Raw genomic sequence first — 18,975 nt, forward strand, 5'->3', positions numbered from 1 at the left:
TAAGAGTGGTTCAGTCGAGTTAAGGTGCAAGCCGATATTGGCTATCTAATTGACTGACACCCAAGCCACTCTTTTTCGTGACGCGCAATTGGGTGGGAATGCGCTCTTTCATGGCCTCAATATGGCTTATAACGCCAATCATCTTGCCGGAGGCATTCAGGTTATCCAATGCATCCAAGGCAATATCCAAGGTTTCTGCATCCAGCGTACCAAAACCTTCATCTAAAAAGAGTGAGTCGATGCTGGTTTTATGGCTAACGAGATCTGACAATGCCAGTGCCAACGCTAAACTCACCAAAAAGCTTTCGCCGCCCGATAAGGTTTTAGTATCACGTTCGGTATCACCTTGCCACGTATCCAATACACTCAGTGCTAGGCTGTCTGCCTCTTTACGTTTTAATAAGTAGCGGCCGTGTAAACGCGTTAGCTGTTTATTGGCCAGATAGACGAGGTTGTCTAGAGTAAGGCCTTGCGCAAAACGCCGAAACTTGTCGCCACTGGCCGATCCAATAAGCGCATGCAAATAGCTAAGATCATCATAGTGTTGCTGCTGGATAGCGATCTGTTCTAGCAGTGTTTGCTGGCGTATCTTTTCTTGTTGCTGCTGTTGCAATTGCTGGGTAATTTGCCCCAGCCGACTATGTAGCTGGGCTTGCTCGGTTTGAATGAATGTGAGTTTTTCTATTACCTGTTCGGCACTAATAAACTGCCATGATGCCGCTTGGGGGAGTTCAAGCAAGGCTGATAATTGCTGCTCGGCCTGTTGTAGCAAAGAGCGACGAGTCTGTATTGCTTGCTCTAGCTGCTGCTTTAGTGTGGCCAAATGGCTTCGCTCTGTCTCGGGTAATAACGCAGCCTTAAACGCTGCTTCATCTTGAAATGGGCTGGCGATCAGTTGTTGTTGCCAGTCGTGTAGTCGCGCAGCTGTGCTTTGGCTTAACGATTCTGCTTGTTGTTGTAGCGTCGTAATAATGGCAGAGAGTTCACTGTCTTTTTGCTGTAACTGTTGTTGCTGTTGCTGCTGCGCGGTGAATAGCTGCTCTGCTTCGTTAAATGCCGCCAACGCCTGTTGTCGTGCTTCCGCCACCTGACGATTGCCGAACAGCTGTAAACGCTGTTGTGTTAACTCACTTAGTTGCGTGTTAAGCATGGCTAATTGCTGTTGCTGCAGCGTTAATTGCTCGGCTAGGTGCTGCACATGATGGTTAATGCCCTTCAGCTCCGTCTCTTTGGCGATATGCTGTTGTTGTAATTGCTGCCATTGCTGTTGATGTAACTGGTACTGGGTAACATCTTCTTGTTTTTGTGCCAACCACTCAGCCAGTTCAGTAATGAGTGGCGCATAACCCTGTTGCTGGATCTGTGCTAATAACTGCTGTTGCAGTTGCTGGCAGTGTTCTTGCTGTTGCTGTAATTGGCTGCTGAGCTGTTCGTGTTGTTGTTGGTTGTTTTGCTGTTGTTGCTGCAATAAGGTAAGGGCATTATGCAGTTTGTCCAGCTCTCTTTCTGCGGCGACGCGTTCCTGCTGCGCGTGTTGGGCCAGTTTTTCGGCTTGGCGCAGCGTTTTTTGTTGATGACTAAGCGTTTCGGCACGTTGCTGCATCTGCTCTTGCAGTAACGCCAAAGCGGGTAAATCCTCAATACTTGCTGTGCTATTGAGCGTGGGCAGCAGGTGTTGCCATTGTGAATGTGCCTCGGTTTGTTGTTGTGCAAGGAGGTGTAAACGTGCTGTGCTTTCAGTTAACTGCCGCTGACAACTGTTCAATGCTTCACGGCATTGTTGTCCTTGCTCATGGGTTTGTTCCAATAAGGCCTGTGCCGCTTGTTGGCGCTTCAGTGTTTCGGGAACATCTAGCGCAGACTCGGCTAATAACGGATGCTCAATAGCCCCGCACAGCGGGCAAGCGGTACCTGGCTGTAATTGCTGGCGGAAATGCGCCAGTTGTTCTTCTTGGCTTAATAGCTGAGTTAAATCTTTTAGTTGTTGTTGGGCGCGTTTATATTGCTCGGCTAACGCAGTACGTTGGCTGCTCAGCTGGTGCTGGCGTACTTGCAGCTGTTGCTCGGTATTCTCTAACTGTTGTTGCTCTAGCTGGTGTTGCTGATATTGCGCTTGCAGTGCCTGCGCCTGATGGAATAGTGGCCAGTGCTGGTTCAGGGTACTTAGATGTTGCTCAATTGTTTGCTCGTCGTGTTGGCTCGTTAACTGTTGCCACTGCTGTTGTCGCTGCTCGCTGAGATGTTGTGCCTGTTGCACCTTTACCTGCTGTTGCTGTGCATGCGCCGCTTGCTGCTGGTAGTGTAACTTTTGTGCTGTGCGCTGTTGTTCGAGCTGGCTCAGTGCATGGTGTAGGGTGCTAATGTGCTGTTGGTCTTTATTAAGCTGCATCAATTGCTGAGACCAGCCGGTTAACAGCGTGGCCACATTGGCATCGGCTTGATGCGCTTCAAGATAGCGCTGTTCGCTGGCCAATTGTTGCTGTAATGCCTGATGCTCGCGTTGAAACTGTTGCTGTTGTTCTGCCTGCGCTAACGCCTGTTGTTGCAGTAACGCGACATGTTGCTGTTGTTCAGCTTGCCGTTGTTGCACATGCTTTAGCTGCTGATCCAAGGGTAATATTTGCTCGGTGATCAGTGTATCTAACTGATGATTATGCTGACGAACCTCTGCCAAATTGTGGGTCACGTGTTTTAGCGCTTCGGCATTCTGTTCACGTTCTGCAGTGACAAGCCTTTTGGCTTGCTGTTGTTGGCTTAGTTCCGTGTTACGCTGATCCAAATCGTGCTGGCTATTTTGATAAAGCGTCCATGGCATCCGCAGTCGTTCGGCGGGTTCGCTTTGACTTAAACGTTGTAAATCTACCGCTGCCGCCGCCTGTTGTTGCAGAGCATGGCTATGCTGGCTGCTTGCATCCTGTTGGTGTAATTGCGCGGCGGTGAGTTTCTCCCACCATTGGCTGTGCGCTTGTGCTTCGCTAAGCTGCTGCTGTAAGCGATGTTGTTGTTGTAGCAATTCCGCTTGCTCTGTGACTAACGTCTCCAATTGCTCGCTACTGAGTAACTGAAAGCCGTCTGCTTTGGCACTGAGTTCTCGCAAGCTTTGCTTGGCCTCGGTAAATTGCTCATGCACCCGTTTAGACAGTTGCCCATAGATTTCGGTACCGGTAAGTTCTTCAAGTAATTCTGCGCGCTCACCATCATTAGCATTTAAGAACGCCGCAAAATCGCCTTGCGACAACAACATCGATTTGGTAAATCGGCCAAAGTCTAGCCCGGTAATACGTTCAATTTCTTCACTTTTTTGTCTCACTTGATTGGCCAATACCTTGCCACTGGCCACAAGCGATAGCTCGATGTCGGCTTGTTGCAAATTACCTTCTGGATTACCTCGGGCACGACGCATGCTCCAGAACGCGCGATAAGCAGTACCTTTAACCTCAAATTCCACTTCGGCCAAACATTCGGCGCAGCCTCGGGTCATAATTTCATTCGCCGACGTCGAAATTGGGCCTAAACGGGGGGTTTGATGGTATAGCGCCAGGCAGATTGCATCTAATAACGTGGTTTTACCGGCGCCGGTGGGTCCGGTAATAGCAAAGAGCCCGTTTTCAACAAAGGGCGCTTGGCTAAAATCGATTTTCCATTCGCCTTTTAACGAGTTCAGGTTTTTTAAGCGCAGCGTGAGTATTTTCATGGCGTGCGCTCCACCTCTAATGCTGCAAGCAACTGGCTGAAGTGTTGTTGTATTCGATCACGTCTGGCTTGTGCTATCTCATCACTGAAATCTTCCATTTGCAAACGTTTAGCAAACACTTGTTGTGGCGTCAGTTCTGCGAGGGTTTCTTGTTGTGCTGCGGTTAAGGCTTGTCGTTGCGGATTACGTAAGCGGCGTAATTGCAAAACATCCACATTTAACCCTGTTATGAGGTGTTGTACCCGTTGTTGCAAATCGGGGAGATAGTCTTCGCTTGCTACTTCTAAACATAACCACACGCTTTGCTCGGGGTGCGCAGCAGCACTCTCAGGGATGGTCTTAGCAAGTGTCGCTAAGTCACCACGCAGCACTTGCATGGGTTGAAATAACGGCACCGCAATAGGGGTGATTTGTTTACACTCGCGGCCAGCAAATTCAACTAAAACCACTTGTTTTTCAGTATTCAGCTCATCAAAACTCAGCGGTATCGGTGAGCCGCTATAGCGAATATGCGCTGTTTTTGCGACTTTCTGTGGTCGATGAATATGGCCTAGCGCAATATAATCAGCCGGTGGAAAACCTTCAGCGGCAAAGCCATCTAAGGTACCAATATAGATATCACGCACGCTTTCTGATTGACTGACGCCGAGCGCGGTTAAATGACCAGTTGCAATTATAGGCACATCTAATGCTTGCTGATGCCGCATTTCTACAGCCAGTTGGTATACCTGTTGATAGTGCTGTTTAATCGCATCTCCTAGCGCTTGACGTTTTTCCAGCCCGCTAGCACCTGCTGTGCTTTGTAACACGTCTTTAGCACGAATAAACGGCACAGCACAGACGATGGCACCTACAGTGCCGTCTTTCTTGTGCACTGGTATAACTTGGTCTGAGGGCGGTAGATCGGTACTGGCCACCACATACGTATTTAAACAGGCCAGTAATTGACGGGATTCGTTTAACACCGCCACGGCATCATGATTCCCCCCCAGAACCAGCAAACTACACCGACTTTTTTGTAACTCCACCACAAACTGATTGTAGAGCTCTCGCGCATAACTTGGCGGTGTGCCAGTATCAAAAATATCGCCCGCAATGATCACCAGATCAACCTGCTCAATTCGCACTTGCTCTAATAGCCAAGCAATAAAAGCCTGATGCTCATCTTTGCGGGTTTTGGTAAAAAAACTCTGGCCCAGATGCCAGTCTGAGGTATGCAGCAGTTTCAAAAGGGTATCCTATTAGTCGGCGTCGTTTAGTCTTGCTGGTTTGCAACCTGTTGCAGCAATAATTGCCGGAACGCCTCAGCAGGGAGCGGTTTGCTGTAATAATACCCCTGATAATAGTCGCAGGCCATGTCTTTTAAGAGGGCTAATTGCTCGGCAGTTTCCACGCCCTCAGCTAATACATCAAATCGTAGAGTATGCGCGAGTTCAATGATTGCTTTACTAATTTGTTTATCGGCATCATTGCTGGTGATTTTTTCAATAAAACTGCGATCTACTTTCAGCAAATCTAATGGCAGCTGCTGTAAATAGGCTAACGAAGAGTAACCCGTACCAAAATCATCTATTGCTAAACGAATACCCGCAGCGCGTAATTGTTGCATAGTGCGAATAACCCGTTCTTTGTCATGCATCAGCGCGCTCTCAGTGACTTCAAGCTCCAGCAGGTGGGCGGGAAAGGCGGTACTTTGCAGTATGCTGATCACTTGTTGTTCCAAATCGCCTTTACTAAATTGATGAGCCGACACATTGACGGATAATTTTAGTGCTGGCAAGCCTTGCACTAACCACGCGTATCCCTGAGTACAGGCTTGTTCAAGCACAAAATGGCCTATTGCGTGAATAAGCCCGCAAGACTCTGCCATTGGAATAAAATGGTCTGGTGGGATAAACCCTTGTTCTGCATCACACCAGCGGATCAATAATTCTGCGCCAACAATCTTACCGGTGGTAATGGCTATTTGTGGTTGGTAATAGCATTCAAGCTGGTTCATTTTAAGGGCTTGTCGCAGTTTAGCTTCCATTACCAAACGTTCACGCGCTAAGGTTGTCAGTTCGTCGGTATAATAGCGATAGGTATTGCGACCATCGGCTTTAGCTTTGTAAAGCGCGGCGTCAGCCCCTTGCAGTAACGCTTCTACATTATCGTTGTGCTCAGGATAAAGACTGATCCCTATAGAGGCCGCACTAGTCACTTCTAAGCCTAGCTCTAGCACAGAGGGTTGTTGTAATGTTTTGAGTAACTCTAAAGCAAAACGCGCGGCATCTTCAGGATGCGGTAAATGCTCAATTAAAATAGCAAATTCGTCGCCACCAAATCGTGCCAAGGTATCCGTTTCACGACAGCACAATTTTAGCTTGTCTGCTACGCGACGCAGCAACATGTCCCCAGCATTATGGCCATAGGAATCATTAATCGTTTTAAAATTATCTAGATCTAATATTAGTACTGCTAACTGCAGTTGTTCTCGGCGGGCAACTTTTAAGGCTTGTTCAAGTTGGTTCGTAAAAAATTGACGATTCGGCAAATGTGTTAGTGGATCATATTCGGCTAAAAAGGCTAATTTGGCTTCTTGTTGTTTAAATTCGGTGAGATCGATATCGATACAGTAGATATGCGGTTTTTTATTGGGCAAGATAATGACCGCATGTGAAGAATAGACATGCACAGCTTGACCATCTTTACGTTTAAGCGTGAGCTCTTCTGCCATTCTTGCTTCACCGGTTTGCGCCATCAAGGCTACCGCTTCTTTAACAGCAACATGCATAAACTGAGGAATAATGAGATCCAGTAAGTTACTTCCAAGTGCTTCTTGTTTGGTGTAGCCGTAAAGTAATTCACTGCCCTTATTCCAATACAGTGTTTGGCCATTTTCATCATAACCTTGGACTGAAATATTCGGCATACTGTCGAGGAGCGTGCGAAAACGCAGTTCACTCTCTTGTAATTGTTGCTGTGCCAATGTGACCGCAGAGATATCCTGCACGACGGAAATAAAACAGGGAGGATGTTCGGGCAGACGCGGCAGCAGTGTGACGGAGAGTCTTGCCCAAACAATCCGCCCTTCTTTGTGCAGATAGCGTTTTTCAATCGTGTACTGCATTATTTCACCCCTTAAGGTTTTACGAAGCAATGCTTCATCTTTGCTTAAGTCCATAGGATGGGTGATTTGTTGAAAGGTCATATCGAGTAGTTCTTGTGGTGCATACCCCAAGATGCGACACAGCTCTTTGTTGACTCTAAGGAAGCTACCATCGCTTGCCACGTGCGCCATGCCAGTAGCAGCGTGCTCAAATGTCATATTAAATAGCCATTGTGAGTGCGATAAAGAGTGTGCAATTTGAGCGCGTTGTTTTAAAAGCAACCAAGCAATTAATGCGGTAATGGCCACATACAATAAACCCTTGTAGGTTTGATAGCGTGTGAGCAGCACGGGATCAGTGATGAGGGCAGAGAGTAAGCTGTCGCTAAAGCTGATCCAAGCAACACCAAATAGGAGGTAGATGATAGCGCCTATGACTGGAGAGTAGCGAAGTTTGCTCAGGTTTTTTTCCGTCTGACTCATGTCAATACTATGCTTAAGAATAGGATCTTAAGCATAGCGGAAATTTACATAATGTTTAAATAACGGATCATAAATGATCCGTTATAAGGCAAACTCGATTAGAAGGAGTAGACCAATGTAAGCGACGTTTGGGTATCCGTCGTTTTCTTGTCTACAGGGACATCGGAATCGTTTTGGACTAAAAAGGCTGCTTTCATTTGCATCGCACCGTTAATACGGGCACTTAACGCACTTTCAGCAATAGTACGGGTATTGTCATCGCTAAGCTCTACGCTAAGCGTTTGCGTAAAAATAGCCGATTCACTGATCGTCCATTTAAACGATGCCGCACCCCGGGCAAATAAGCCGTTTTCGGTTTCATTGGTGGAGCGTTTTGCGGTGTAATAACCGGGACCCACTTCAACATCGAGGGCTTTATTTTCTAAATTAAGTAAGCGTGTACCATAACCGGCTGCGAGTGTGGTGTATTGTGTATAAGCACCAAATTTATCGTCGGTATAAGAACCTAGCATAAATAAATTATCAAATTCTTCCGATAACTTATAGGCGCCCTTTGCCGACACAAAGTAACGTTCGGCAGAACGCTCACGTTCTTTATTGCCATCCGCATCTGTTTTTTCGTCTTCTTTAAAGAAAGCACTCAAAATATACTGATTGCTCCATTGCTCCAGCTCTTGTTTGGCATCAATTTTACCGGTTATTGATGTACCTGCAGTATTACCGGTTGTGGTAATAGCCCCTAATTCAGCAGAGGTATTCCAGATTTTTTGCTCTTGTGCCTGAGCATGACCCACAGTAAGCAAACTGACTGCGGTGGCGAAGGTTAATACGTTCATATTTACTCCTGTATGTCTTTTTTGATATGCACATCCATTTGTGGAAATGGAATGCCAATGCCTTGGGCATCAAATGCCAGTTTTACTCGCTCGAGCGTATCCCAGTAAACGCCCCAGTAGTCCTCCGTTTTCACCCAAGGACGAACAATGATATTGACGGACGAATCGGCCAGTTCTGATACCCGAATATTGGGTGCAGGTTCAGGCAGTACTCGCTCATCGCTGTTAATAATGTCTTGCAGGATAGTTTTGGCTTTTAATAAATCTGAGTCGTAACTAATACCAATAACCAAATCTACTCGACGCGTACTTTCAGATGAAAAGTTCGTGATATGGCCGCCCGTGATTTTGGCGTTAGGGACGATGACCCGTTTGTTATCTGGGGTTTTCATCGTTGTTTGGAAAATTTCAATTTTATCAACAGTCCCTGTGATACCGCCGGCATCAATGAAGTCGCCTGACTTAAATGGACGAAACAAAATAATCAGCACGCCAGATGCAAAGTTTGCTAAGGAGCCCTGTAAGGCCAAACCCACTGCTAAACCGGCTGCGCCGAGGATAGCGATGAAAGAGGTTGTTTGAACGCCTACTTGTGACAACGCCATAAGCGTTGTGGCAATAATTAAAATGGCATAAACAATGCTGCATAAAAATGAGACAACGGCTTTATCAATCTTACGAGACAATAAGCCCTTCTCTAGTAAGTTAGACACGCTGCGCGCAATTAAGCGGCCGATATAAAATATGACTATTGCTGCAATAAGCTTAAGTAGGTAACCCAACAGAACATCGTGGTTCTGTGTAAATAATTCGGTTAGTTGTTCCATTTTCCACTCCTGTGAAATCAAGTTTTTAAAAGAAGAATGACGTTTAACCTTAAACAAAAACGCAGGAAATATGCTCCAGCAACGTCAACAGGCGAGGCAAGCATACCATCTCCCCAGTAAGTTACAAAATGCACTAATTATAGTAATCATCAAAAAACGCTTGGTAGCGGCGCAGATTTTTGGTTAAAATATTAGCCTCGCAATGGTGATTGTAGCTCAGTTGGTAGAGCCCCGGATTGTGATTCCGGTTGTCGTGGGTTCGAGCCCCATCAGTCACCCCATTCCTTTTACTGCTGCCTAATTCGTGAAATGGCACAATTTTTTACCTAACCCTCGCTGCCACTTAAAGTCTTTTTAACCTTTGCTCTTATTGTGCAGCTGTTAAAAACGGCGCCATTTATACATGTATTCACTGAATTTAGCCTGAACATTGGTATTTTTCAGTATTTTTGGCCATCAGACAGCAAAGCCGCTATGCTTCACCTACGCTTCTGATGTGAGTAGTGCGTTATGGATTTATCTCAATTACAACAGCAATTATTTCAACTGCCACCTTTGTCTGTCGAACACAGGACGCCCACTTTTTGTGGCGATTTACCCCTACGCATTGATATTGATGGCCAGTGGTATTACCAAGACAGTAAAATTAGCCGACGTCCCTTAGTGAAGCTGTTTGCCAGTGTTTTATTACGGCAAGAACAGACGTATTTTTTGCAAACGCCGGTTGAAAAGGTACGTATTCAGGTTGAAGATGTTCCTTTTTTGATTACGCAACATGCTTGGCATGCTGGCGTAAATGGCCCTGAGTTACGGTTAAGCACTAACTTGGGGGATACCGTGGTTGTTTCTGCAGCGTATCCCTTATTTATTAAAACGTTTGCAGGGCAAAATGTGCCTTACGTGGCGCTATGGCGCGGATTATCAGCGCGTTTGCATCGTAATGTGTATTATCATTTAATCCAAGAGGCTGATTTACAGGAAACCATCGCAGCCGATAGTGAAGCAAGCCACCCCATTACCCATTTAACCTGTGTTATCACCAGTTGTGGACAACCCTTTATTTTAGCCGAGGAACCTTTGGTATGATGCCCGCGCAGATCTAACGGCTAAATCCTACCAAATACCGCAAGCGCATTGCTGAGCGACTCATGCAAGCTCATAGTAAATTTTTACATCCAGAGGAAAATAACAATGATAAAAAGCTCTATTTTGGCGGTTGCCACGTTGCTAGCGTTGCCTGCAGCGCTACAAGCGAATACCACCTATATCCATGCCGGAAAATTGATTACTGCCGAGCATAAACAGCTTTTAACAGAGCAAACCATCATTATTGTGGACGATAAAATTACCGATGTTAAAGCTGGTTATCTACAACCCGCTGCAACCGATACGTTAATTGATTTACGAGCCCATACCGTTATGCCAGGTTTGATGGATATGCACACGCACTTTTCAACGCAGATGAGTGCAGCTTCTTATGGCGAAGGACAGCGTTTGAATGAGGCTGATTTCGCGCTAAGAGGGGCGGTATTTGCGGAAAAGACGTTGATGGCTGGTTTTACTACCGTGCGTGAACTGGGCGATAGCCATCATGTAAGTGTGGCGCTGCGTAAAGCCATTGCGCAAGGGTATGTGAAAGGTCCGCGTATTTATGCTGCAGGGAAATCACTGGCAACAACTGGTGGTCACGCTGATCCTACTAATGGCCTAGCCTACGCATTATTAGGTGATCCTGGGCCAAAACATGGCGTGATAAACGGTGCCGATGATGCGCGTAAAGCCGTACGTCAGCGTTATAAAGAGGGCGCTGACTTAATTAAAGTGACGGCAACCGGTGGCGTTTTAAGTGTGGCAAAGAGTGGAATGAATCCACAATTTACCAGTGAAGAACTCGACGCTATTGTTACCACTGCGCGCGATTATGGCTTTAAAGTGGCGGTTCATGCGCATGGGAAAGAGGGCATGGAACGTGCCATTAAGGCTGGAGTAGACTCAGTTGAACATGGCACCTACATGGACAGCGAAACCATGGCGCTGATGAAAAAATATGGGACTTACTATGTACCCACGATTAGCGCGGGCAAATTTGTGCAAGAAAAAGCACAAGTTGATGGGTTTTTTCCGGAAATTGTGCGACCTAAGGCCGCCACGATTGGTCCATTAATTCAACAAACCTTTGCCCAAGCCTACAAATCAGGTGTTAAAATTGCGTTTGGCACTGACGCAGGCGTTGGCGCTCATGGCGACAATTGGCGTGAATTTGTGTATATGACAGAGGCCGGTATGCCAGCAATGGCCGCTATTCAATCTGCCACGATTGAAGGCGCTAAGTTACTTGGTGTAGAACAAGAATTGGGTTCTATTCGTGCGGGTAAATTTGCCGATATTATTGCTGTACCTGGCGACCCATTACAAGATATTACGGTAATGGGGCAAGTGAGTTTTGTGATGAAAGCAGGGCAGATTTTTAAACAATAACTGAATCTTACGCTACGTTTTCAGCAGCTAAGCGAGCTGCTGAAAACGAGCTAATAACAACGTGACGTCAGCAAGGATTTGCTCCTTAAGATCAATTTCTGCTTGTTGCCTACGTTTATCTTGTTGTCGAGTCAATTTTTTATCTTGGTCTTTACGGGCTTGATGGGTTGGCATATCTTTCACCACCAAATACATTTGATAAAGACCAGGATAAGCTATTGCTGCATCGGGTTTATTTTCTTCGGGCCAATGGTCTAACAGCACCCAAAGTCGCAAGGCCCCCTCTGAAAACTCGCATTGTTGCTCTTGCATCGCTCGGCTTATTAATACAATACTTTCATGCAAGTAACGTTTTTTCTCGGCAGCTTTTGCCTGTTGCTGCTGTTGTTCCTGCGCTTGCCGTTGCGTTTGTAAGTTTACCAACCAAAGCAACTTACCGGCATAAAACGCTAAGCCAATAACAATGGCTGCGCCAAGCAACAACATGATTACCCAAAGTGTGGTCACGCCTGATCCTCATCGCCTAAAAGGGTTTTACGCCAATCAGTACGCTCGAATTTAGCCAGTGGATCCTCGTCTTCATCTTCAATTGCCATCGAGTCTGAAGACGTATCGTCGTCAGTCATGCCTAGTTGGTCTAATAAGACGGTTAAACGTGCGGTTTTGCTATTAAAGTATTTAGCGTCTTTACCTGTCAGCACTTCGTCTTGTTCAACGCGCTCGAGTAAAGCTTGTAATCGTTCGTCAGCTTCGATCTCTGCTAACTCTTGTGCTGGGCTGAGCGTGATCGGTTTAACCGCTTTTAGTAATGCTTTAGGCTGTTGTAAAGGTAATAACAGATCTTTAGCTGGGTCTTGGATGGCATCTGCGCCTAATGCAATAGGTTTTTTGCTGCCTATGCGAGGATCTTTCTTCGCAGACTGTTGCTGTGAGCCCACAGATTTGACATCTTGCATGCTGTTACGGTTACCGGATTTTAGTCCTGCGCCCTTTTTCTTAGATTCATCCTTGTGTTCCCGCACTTTGCGGATTTCACTGGCGGGTAAGTGGCGTTGACCATTATTACCGGCGTTACGGGATTTTTTTTGACGCGTCATAGTAAATTTGCTACCTGTAAAAAAGGGCGCACATTTTAACCATTTTTGTGGAAAATCACCACATCATTCGTTGGAAAAGCACAGTGCAAATTAAATTGCGCTGCTAACCATAAAAAGGTCTCACGGCTAAAGAAGCAAATATGGGTGGGATCACGTTTGTAATACCAGTGATTAAACGTTTCGGCTGTAGGGTAGCATTTCGTCATTATTGCCAAAATACCCTCTGTTTTTAGTAAGCTGAGCCAACGTTGCCATTCCTTTGCCGGATTAACAAAATGTTCAATTGCTTCCGTGCAGCTAATAAAGTCATATTGTTGTTGTAGCACCATAGGATTGTTGGCAAAGAAAGGATCCCAAACCTGCATGTGGTGACCTGCTTCGCTGAGTATTTGGGCTAATAATGGGCCTGGCCCACAGCCGAAATCTAATCCTTGTTTTGCAGCCGGCCCCAAGCTCGCCAGTAAAGGCGTCGCTAGCTGGTTTAGAAAGTGCCGATATCCTGTATCTTGTACATCGTTATTATGTAATAAGTAGTGTTGCCTTTCTTGCTCTGGGCTAAGTAAATATTGTTTTGGCACAAACACTAATTTACAGCGGGTACAGTGTAGGTAAGTTCGTTGCTGATCTTGGCTAAACAGCAGGGTATCGGAATGGTGGCAGAGTGGACAATGATCAAGAGGCATACGAATCCTAAACAACAGGGATTGATATTATACGATGTGAAACACGATAAAATATCGTCTAGGCAAGCACTACATTAAGTTACACAACATGGCAAAAATACATAAAACAAAGGGCGATAAGATAATCTTACCGCCCTGTTTATTCGTGCCTAGAGATGGACACTTCTCTCGATTTGCTTAATTCATCCTGATGCGCAGTCAACACCGTGTTGCAAATTATCCATATATTATTGTTGGCTTTCCGTGCATTGCTTTTTTTATTCGCGATCTTCCTAATACTTTGGTATTCATCCATGTACGCTTAGAGCGTATGACACCATCCGGGCATCTTAAAACACAGCGCACTTAGCGTGCAGATAGCTTCCTTAACCTAATAATCCCTATTGTGTGCCGCATTACGCGACGGGTATTAATTTACTCCGATCTTCCAATATGACAAGCCTTTAAGTTAAAAAAGTTAAATAAAAATTCGACTTTAGTCTAAATTTCAAAGTAATTCATGATGTTAAGTAGTAAGGATGCTATAAAAAAGTTCAATTTAAATGCTTTTATAGTAAATATCGTACAGTGCCTGTGAGATATTTCTCACATTTCACCCATAAAAAAACCGACCATCAGGCCGGTTTTTAGTTCTTAACATGCAGGGCTTAGTGTAAGCCACCCAAGTATTGAGACAGAATACGAATATCCTCATCTGTTAATTTTTTAGCAACATCACGCATCATGCCATTCATATCATTAGCGCGGGTACCTGCACGAAACTCTTCTAAGGTCGTTTTCACATAATCCGCATTTTGGAAACCAATGCGTGGAAAACCTGCCAAGCTGGTGCCAGCACCACGTGGGCCATGACACGCGATGCAAGATGGAATACCGCGTTCGGCATCACCGCCACGATACAGTTTTTGTCCTACTTCAATCACGTCTTCTGGCGTGGTCCCTGCAGTAATGCGTTGAGACGAGAAATAGGCAGCAAGGTCTTTCATATCTTGATCAGATAATGCGGCAACCATTCCGTACATAATTGCGTTCGCACGACCTTCTTTACCGCCAGTGGTCATGCCTAATTTATAATCTGTTAACTGTTTATAAAGATACTGAGCATGTTGGCCAGCCAGCTTTGGATAAATAGCTAAAGGGCTATTGCCATCTGGACCATGACATGCAGCACAAGTAGCTGATTTTGCTTTGCCTGCTTCGGCGTCACCATCAAAAGCGTTTGCTGTACCGACTAAACCGAATAACAGCGTCAGAGGTAAAATGAGTTTTTTCATGTTTGATCCGTCTCAGTCCGCATTCAAAAGCCAGCGTTGTGGCCACAATGAATTATATTAAAGTATTTTTTGTCTATTTTACACGAAACTGCCTAAAGTAAAATCCCATCCTTTAGTCAAAAACGTGGCAAATGCTTCTTCCGATCCTCGTGATCCGCTACAATAACACCAAATCAACTGCCGGAGCAGGCTGTGTCTTATACAAAATTTAATTATCAACAAGTAACTTTTTTAACCAGTGCCCCTGATATTAAGGCGTTACCCGCCGATATTGGCATTGAGGTAGCTTTTGCCGGACGGTCTAATGCCGGTAAGTCTAGTGCATTAAATACCCTGACGCGGCAAAATAGTTTAGCCCGTATCAGTAAAACGCCTGGCCGTACCCAACTTATTAATACTTTTACGTTGGCCGAGAATAAAAGATTAATTGATTTACCCGGTTATGGTTTCGCCAAAGTGCCCCTTGCTGTAAAAGAAAAATGGCAAAAGTCATTATCGGAATATTTAGAAAAGCGACAAAGTTTACAAGGTCTAGTGGTGTTGATGGATATTCGTCATCCGTTAAAAGATTTAGATCAGCAGCTGATTTTTTGGGCGGTACAAAGCAAGCTATCAGTACTTATATTGCTTACTAAAGCCGATAAACTGGGCGCTGGCGCTCGTAATAAAGTGGTATTAGAGGTTCGTGAAGCGGCATTAGCCTTTATGGGAGATGTTCGTGTACAAGCCTTTAGCTCGTTAAGTAAGTTTGGTCTAGCAGAGTTTGAAACCGTATTGGATCAGTGGTTTAGTGATACGCAGTACAGCGGTTAATAGTTTACAGGAGTAAAAAAAAACCGACCCTTAGTGGGTCGGTCATAGCAATCGGGGAGAAGCTATATAAATCAAATCAACAGGGTGTCTTATTGCTAAGACATGAAGATTATAGCAACAACCTTAGCTGGTTTGAAGTAATTACTCTAAAATATGTAGAAAAAATTTCATTTTGCTTTTTATTGTTCGTTTTATCTACACATCAAGGCGAAAACAAAAAAAACGCCCCGCTGCAAGCAGCGGGGCGGCTAAATAAAGCCTACTTTCTGATAACTAGCTGCTATAAAGCGCGCTAATTTGAAAGATAGAATATCTTACCTCTGTACCCTACAGCTCAGATTTTAGCTATTTTCTGAGCATTTGCAAGTTCTTTATGTAATAAAACTACAAAAAACCACTAAAAGCCGCTTAAATATAAATTATGTAATTTAATTACGTTTTTTACTTAGTGCGCTTCATCCCAATTTGCGCCAGAGCCGGCTTCTGCGAGTAACGGTACATGCAATTGCGCTGCGCTGGCCATAATATCTTGTAATGTTTTGCTGACAGATGCCACATCCGCGGTCGTCACTTCAAACACCAATTCATCGTGAACTTGCATAATCATGGTCACATTATCGTTAGCCTGTTGCTCGATCCAATCTTGTACTTTAATCATCGCTAATTTAATGATGTCCGCTGCAGTTCCTTGCATCGGCGCATTAATTGCCGCGCGTTCAGCCGCTTTTTGTCGTGCCATATTTCGAGTATTAATATCCGGAAGGTACAAACGTCGGCCAAAAATCGTCTCAACATAACCTGTGTCATGTGCTTGCTTACGGGTACGTTCCATATAATCGAGTACGCCGGGAAAGCGTTCAAAATAACGATCAACGTATTGCTGTGCTTCGTGTCGGGCGATACCCAGTTGTTTGGCAAGACCAAATGCTGACATACCATAAATTAAACCAAAATTTACCGCTTTTGCACGACGGCGTTGCTCGCTACTTACCTCATCGACGGCAACACCAAACACCTCTGCTGCGGTCGCTTTATGCACATCAAGTCCTTTGGCAAACGCATCTACAAGGGCTTTATCTGCAGAGAGATGGGCCATGATACGGAGTTCAATTTGCGAGTAATCGATTGCGACAATCTGCTTGCCCGGTGGCGCAATAAAGGCTTGACGGATCCGGCGACCTTCTTCTGTACGGATCGGAATATTTTGTAAATTGGGTTCGGTAGAACTGAGTCTGCCCGTTGCGGCCACAGCTTGATGGTATGAGGTGTGGACACGACCTGTGACAGGGTTAACCATTTTAGGTAATTTGTCGGTGTAGGTTGATCGTAATTTACTTAAGCCACGGTGTTCAGTGATCAGTTTAGGAAAGTCATATTCCAGTGCTAATTCAGCTAAGACGTCTTCTGCGGTTGAGGGAGTACCACTGGGCGTTTTTTTCAGTACAGGCAATTTCATCTGCTCAAATAAAATTTCTTGCAGCTGTTTTGGGGATGCCAGATTGAAGGTTTTACCTGCTACGGCATAGGCTTGCTGTTCTAATTCTTGTATACGTTGGCTAAGTTGCTCACTCTGTTTCGCCAATAAGGTGCTGTCAATTAACACGCCGTGGCGCTCTATCGTGGATAATATTCTGATGAGCGGCAGCTCAATATCGGTAAATACCTTGCCCAAATCTCCTTGCTCTGAAAGCTGAGGCCATAAGGTTTGGTGCAAACGTAACGTGACGTCGGCATCTTCAGCGGCATATTCAGCCGCTTTTTCAAGTTCAACTTGATTAAACGTGAGCTGTTTTGCACCCTTTCCAGCCAGATCTTCAAAACTGATCGTGCTATGGCCTAAATATTTTAATGCCAAGCTATCCATATCATGGCGGCCGGCCGTGGAGTTTAGAACGTATGATTCCAGCATTGTATCAAAGCGTACGCCTTGCAGCTGGATATCATAACGGGCTAATACGCTTTGATCGTATTTCATATTTTGCCCAACTTTAGCCTTGTCTGGGTTTTCTAGCCAAGGTTTTAGTTGGGTCAGAACCAAGGTGCGATCTAATTGCACAGGGGCACCTAGATAATCATGTGCTACTGGAAGATACCACGCTTTGCCCGCAGCCGTAGCGAAAGACAGGCCAACCAATTCAGCTTGCATATAATCTACACTGGTTGTTTCGGTATCAAAGGCAGTTAATTCCGCGCCATCTAAGTGTGCTATCAGGGCGTGAAAATCGCTTTCAGTCAAAATGGTCTGATATTGGCTGCGATCAATAATTTGACGCACTGCTGCAGTCGCTTCTGCGTTTACGGTTGGCGTTATCGAGATGGCTGCTTGTTGTTGAGGTTCTGCATTCAATACATCAGCTAACCAGCGTTTAAATTCACATTCGCGATAAAGTTCAGCCAGTTGTTGTTTATCAACGGGTTTGATTTGTAAGTCGGCCAATTGATATGGCAGAGCCACATCACATTTGATGGTGGCTAATTGATAAGAAAGCGTTAGTTGTGCCTCATGCTCTATTAACTTTGCTGACATTGTTTTTGCGCCGCGAAAATTGAGGGTCCCAACTTTATCTAACTGTTGATAGATTTCTTTAATCGAGCCAAGACCTTGTAGCAGGGCAGCTGCCGTTTTTTCACCTACCCCGGGTAACCCAGGGATGTTATCGACTTTATCGCCCATTAACGCGAGGTAATCGATGATTAAATCAGGCCCAACGCCAAATTTTTCTTGCACGGCATCAGGATCCAGCAGGGTATTGGTCATGGTATTAATCAGGGTCACATGCTGATCAACCAATTGTGCCATGTCCTTATCGCCCGTTGAAATGAGTGTATGGCGACCCGCCGCGCTGGCTTGCCTAGCTAAGGTGCCTATCACGTCGTCGGCTTCTACGCCACTGATACACAGTAAGGGCAAACCGAGAGCTTGTACAATTTTATGTAATGGCTCAATTTGATTACGCAGATCATCGGGCATGGGCGGGCGGTTTGCTTTGTAGTCACTATACATTTCATTGCGAAACGTTGGTCCTTTGGCATCAAATACCACCGCCATTTGTGTGGGATTATATTGCTTTAATAAACTTTTCAGCATATTGACTACGCCATAGATCGCGCCGGTTGCTTCACCCTTCGAATTGGTTAAGTGTGGCGGTGAATGATAAGCACGAAACAAATATGACGATCCGTCAACCAAAATTAACGGGTTAGTTGGAATATAGACCATGATGATTTTCCCTACGAGGCTTTGTCTACTAGCATGCCACAGGCCTTGGCAGACAGCTAGCTGAACAGGATAGTTTGCCGTTACCATAAAGTGGAGTAACCTGTGGATAACTTTGTGCAAAAGTAATAGATAAGCACCACTCAAGCTGCACTTGAATGTTGGGAGTGGGTTTTTAAGTGATTGTATTTAAACAGCTAAAGGGGGAGACTACGAATGCCCTTATTATTATTTTTCAGCATTGCGTAATGTGGAAAACGCTTTGCTTGCCGCCTAGATCCTGTGCAATTTTATACAGATCATTATCTAGCAGGTCGACTAGACTACCACAAGATAACGATAATCCTAGCGGAAAAATTAAAAAATTTTGCTTTAAAAAGCGTGGTTGTCTGCCAAATTTGGCATAAAGCAGAGATGGCAAGCGCTGGCAGCGATCTTTTTTAGTTACACGATCTTTGCGGTAACAATAAGCAGCAGATCTTCCG

Annotated in this window: 13 protein-coding genes and 1 tRNA gene; 4 read left to right on the plus strand and 10 right to left on the minus strand. The window is 45.1% G+C overall.

The features are described 5' to 3' along the window. Positions 1–19 precede the first annotated feature (19 nt). The 5 genes from IE070_RS11840 to IE070_RS11860 all read right to left on the minus strand — a co-directional run bounded on the left by IE070_RS11840 (position 20) and on the right by IE070_RS11860 (position 8,928). Positions 20–3,694 (minus strand): AAA family ATPase, encoded by a 3,675-nt coding sequence (locus tag IE070_RS11840; protein ID WP_189483404.1) that lies wholly within the window; start codon positions 3,692–3,694, stop codon positions 20–22. Then, positions 3,691–4,923, minus strand: coding sequence for an exonuclease subunit SbcD (sbcD, locus tag IE070_RS11845; RefSeq protein ID WP_189483405.1), 1,233 nt, complete (start codon positions 4,921–4,923; stop codon positions 3,691–3,693). Before sbcD ends, IE070_RS11840 begins: the two co-directional genes overlap by 4 nt. 26 nt (positions 4,924–4,949) lie before the next feature. Further along, positions 4,950–7,265 carry a putative bifunctional diguanylate cyclase/phosphodiesterase gene (locus tag IE070_RS11850; protein ID WP_189483406.1) on the minus strand — a complete coding sequence of 772 codons (2,316 nt, stop codon included), beginning with the start codon at positions 7,263–7,265 and terminating at the stop codon, positions 4,950–4,952. 98 nt (positions 7,266–7,363) lie between these two features. Then, the gene (locus tag IE070_RS11855) at positions 7,364–8,101 is read right to left on the minus strand and encodes a DUF481 domain-containing protein (protein WP_189483407.1); all 738 of its coding nucleotides are present in this window, start codon (positions 8,099–8,101) and stop codon (positions 7,364–7,366) included. Between the two features lie 2 nt (positions 8,102–8,103). Further along, complete coding sequence (locus tag IE070_RS11860; RefSeq protein WP_189483408.1) at positions 8,104–8,928, minus strand: mechanosensitive ion channel domain-containing protein; 825 nt, start codon at positions 8,926–8,928, stop codon at positions 8,104–8,106. A 205-nt stretch (positions 8,929–9,133) separates the two neighbouring features. Between IE070_RS11860 and IE070_RS11865 the strand changes: the two genes are divergently transcribed. The 3 genes from IE070_RS11865 to IE070_RS11875 all read left to right on the plus strand — a co-directional run bounded on the left by IE070_RS11865 (position 9,134) and on the right by IE070_RS11875 (position 11,406). Continuing rightward, positions 9,134–9,209 (plus strand) — tRNA-His (locus IE070_RS11865). Between the two features lie 229 nt (positions 9,210–9,438). Continuing rightward, positions 9,439–10,014 carry a DUF1285 domain-containing protein gene (locus IE070_RS11870; RefSeq protein WP_189483409.1) on the plus strand — a complete coding sequence of 192 codons (576 nt, stop codon included), beginning with the start codon at positions 9,439–9,441 and terminating at the stop codon, positions 10,012–10,014. A 105-nt stretch (positions 10,015–10,119) separates the two neighbouring features. Continuing rightward, positions 10,120–11,406, plus strand: coding sequence for a metal-dependent hydrolase family protein (locus IE070_RS11875; RefSeq protein ID WP_189483410.1), 1,287 nt, complete (start codon positions 10,120–10,122; stop codon positions 11,404–11,406). Between the two features lie 27 nt (positions 11,407–11,433). On the opposite strand, the gene IE070_RS11880 is transcribed toward IE070_RS11875, so the two are convergent. The 4 genes from IE070_RS11880 to IE070_RS11895 all read right to left on the minus strand — a co-directional run bounded on the left by IE070_RS11880 (position 11,434) and on the right by IE070_RS11895 (position 14,460). Continuing rightward, on the minus strand, positions 11,434–11,913 hold the full coding sequence (locus IE070_RS11880; RefSeq protein ID WP_229797050.1) for a DUF2489 domain-containing protein: 480 nt from the start codon (positions 11,911–11,913) through the stop codon (positions 11,434–11,436). Beyond that, the gene (gene yihI, locus IE070_RS11885; RefSeq protein ID WP_189483411.1) at positions 11,910–12,503 is read right to left on the minus strand and encodes a Der GTPase-activating protein YihI; all 594 of its coding nucleotides are present in this window, start codon (positions 12,501–12,503) and stop codon (positions 11,910–11,912) included. The genes IE070_RS11880 and yihI overlap by 4 nt, the downstream gene beginning before the upstream one ends. 35 nt (positions 12,504–12,538) lie before the next feature. Further along, the gene (locus IE070_RS11890) at positions 12,539–13,186 is read right to left on the minus strand and encodes a class I SAM-dependent methyltransferase (RefSeq protein ID WP_189483412.1); all 648 of its coding nucleotides are present in this window, start codon (positions 13,184–13,186) and stop codon (positions 12,539–12,541) included. Between the two features lie 647 nt (positions 13,187–13,833). Next, positions 13,834–14,460 carry a c-type cytochrome gene (locus IE070_RS11895; RefSeq protein WP_189483413.1) on the minus strand — a complete coding sequence of 209 codons (627 nt, stop codon included), beginning with the start codon at positions 14,458–14,460 and terminating at the stop codon, positions 13,834–13,836. Between the two features lie 192 nt (positions 14,461–14,652). On the opposite strand from IE070_RS11895, the gene yihA reads away from it, so the two are divergent. After that, the gene (gene yihA / locus IE070_RS11900; protein WP_189483414.1) at positions 14,653–15,273 is read left to right on the plus strand and encodes a ribosome biogenesis GTP-binding protein YihA/YsxC; all 621 of its coding nucleotides are present in this window, start codon (positions 14,653–14,655) and stop codon (positions 15,271–15,273) included. Positions 15,274–15,718: 445 nt separating this feature from the next. Here yihA and polA read toward each other — a convergent pair whose 3' ends face one another. Next, a complete protein-coding gene (polA, locus tag IE070_RS11905; protein WP_189483415.1) occupies positions 15,719–18,493 on the minus strand; it encodes a DNA polymerase I in 2,775 nt (924 codons plus the stop codon). Positions 18,494–18,975 lie beyond the last annotated feature (482 nt).

Source organism: Alishewanella tabrizica, from assembly GCF_014652375.1.
Taxonomy (GTDB): Bacteria; Pseudomonadota; Gammaproteobacteria; order Enterobacterales; family Alteromonadaceae; genus Alishewanella; species Alishewanella tabrizica.

Bases quoted from the DNA above. Each gene is read 5' to 3' on its own strand.
- IE070_RS11840 (WP_189483404.1), bottom strand. From the start codon at position 3,694: ATGAAAATACTCACGCTGCGCTTAAAAAACCTGAACTCGTTAAAAGGC.
- IE070_RS11850 (WP_189483406.1), bottom strand. From the start codon at position 7,265: ATGAGTCAGACGGAAAAAAACCTGAGCAAACTTCGCTACTCTCCAGTC.
- IE070_RS11855 (WP_189483407.1), bottom strand. From the start codon at position 8,101: ATGAACGTATTAACCTTCGCCACCGCAGTCAGTTTGCTTACTGTGGGT.
- IE070_RS11860 (WP_189483408.1), bottom strand. From the start codon at position 8,928: ATGGAACAACTAACCGAATTATTTACACAGAACCACGATGTTCTGTTG.
- IE070_RS11870 (WP_189483409.1), top strand. From the start codon at position 9,439: ATGGATTTATCTCAATTACAACAGCAATTATTTCAACTGCCACCTTTG.
- IE070_RS11875 (WP_189483410.1), top strand. From the start codon at position 10,120: ATGATAAAAAGCTCTATTTTGGCGGTTGCCACGTTGCTAGCGTTGCCT.
- yihI (WP_189483411.1), bottom strand. From the start codon at position 12,503: ATGACGCGTCAAAAAAAATCCCGTAACGCCGGTAATAATGGTCAACGC.
- IE070_RS11890 (WP_189483412.1), bottom strand. From the start codon at position 13,186: ATGCCTCTTGATCATTGTCCACTCTGCCACCATTCCGATACCCTGCTG.
- IE070_RS11895 (WP_189483413.1), bottom strand. From the start codon at position 14,460: ATGAAAAAACTCATTTTACCTCTGACGCTGTTATTCGGTTTAGTCGGT.
- polA (WP_189483415.1), bottom strand. From the start codon at position 18,493: ATGGTCTATATTCCAACTAACCCGTTAATTTTGGTTGACGGATCGTCA.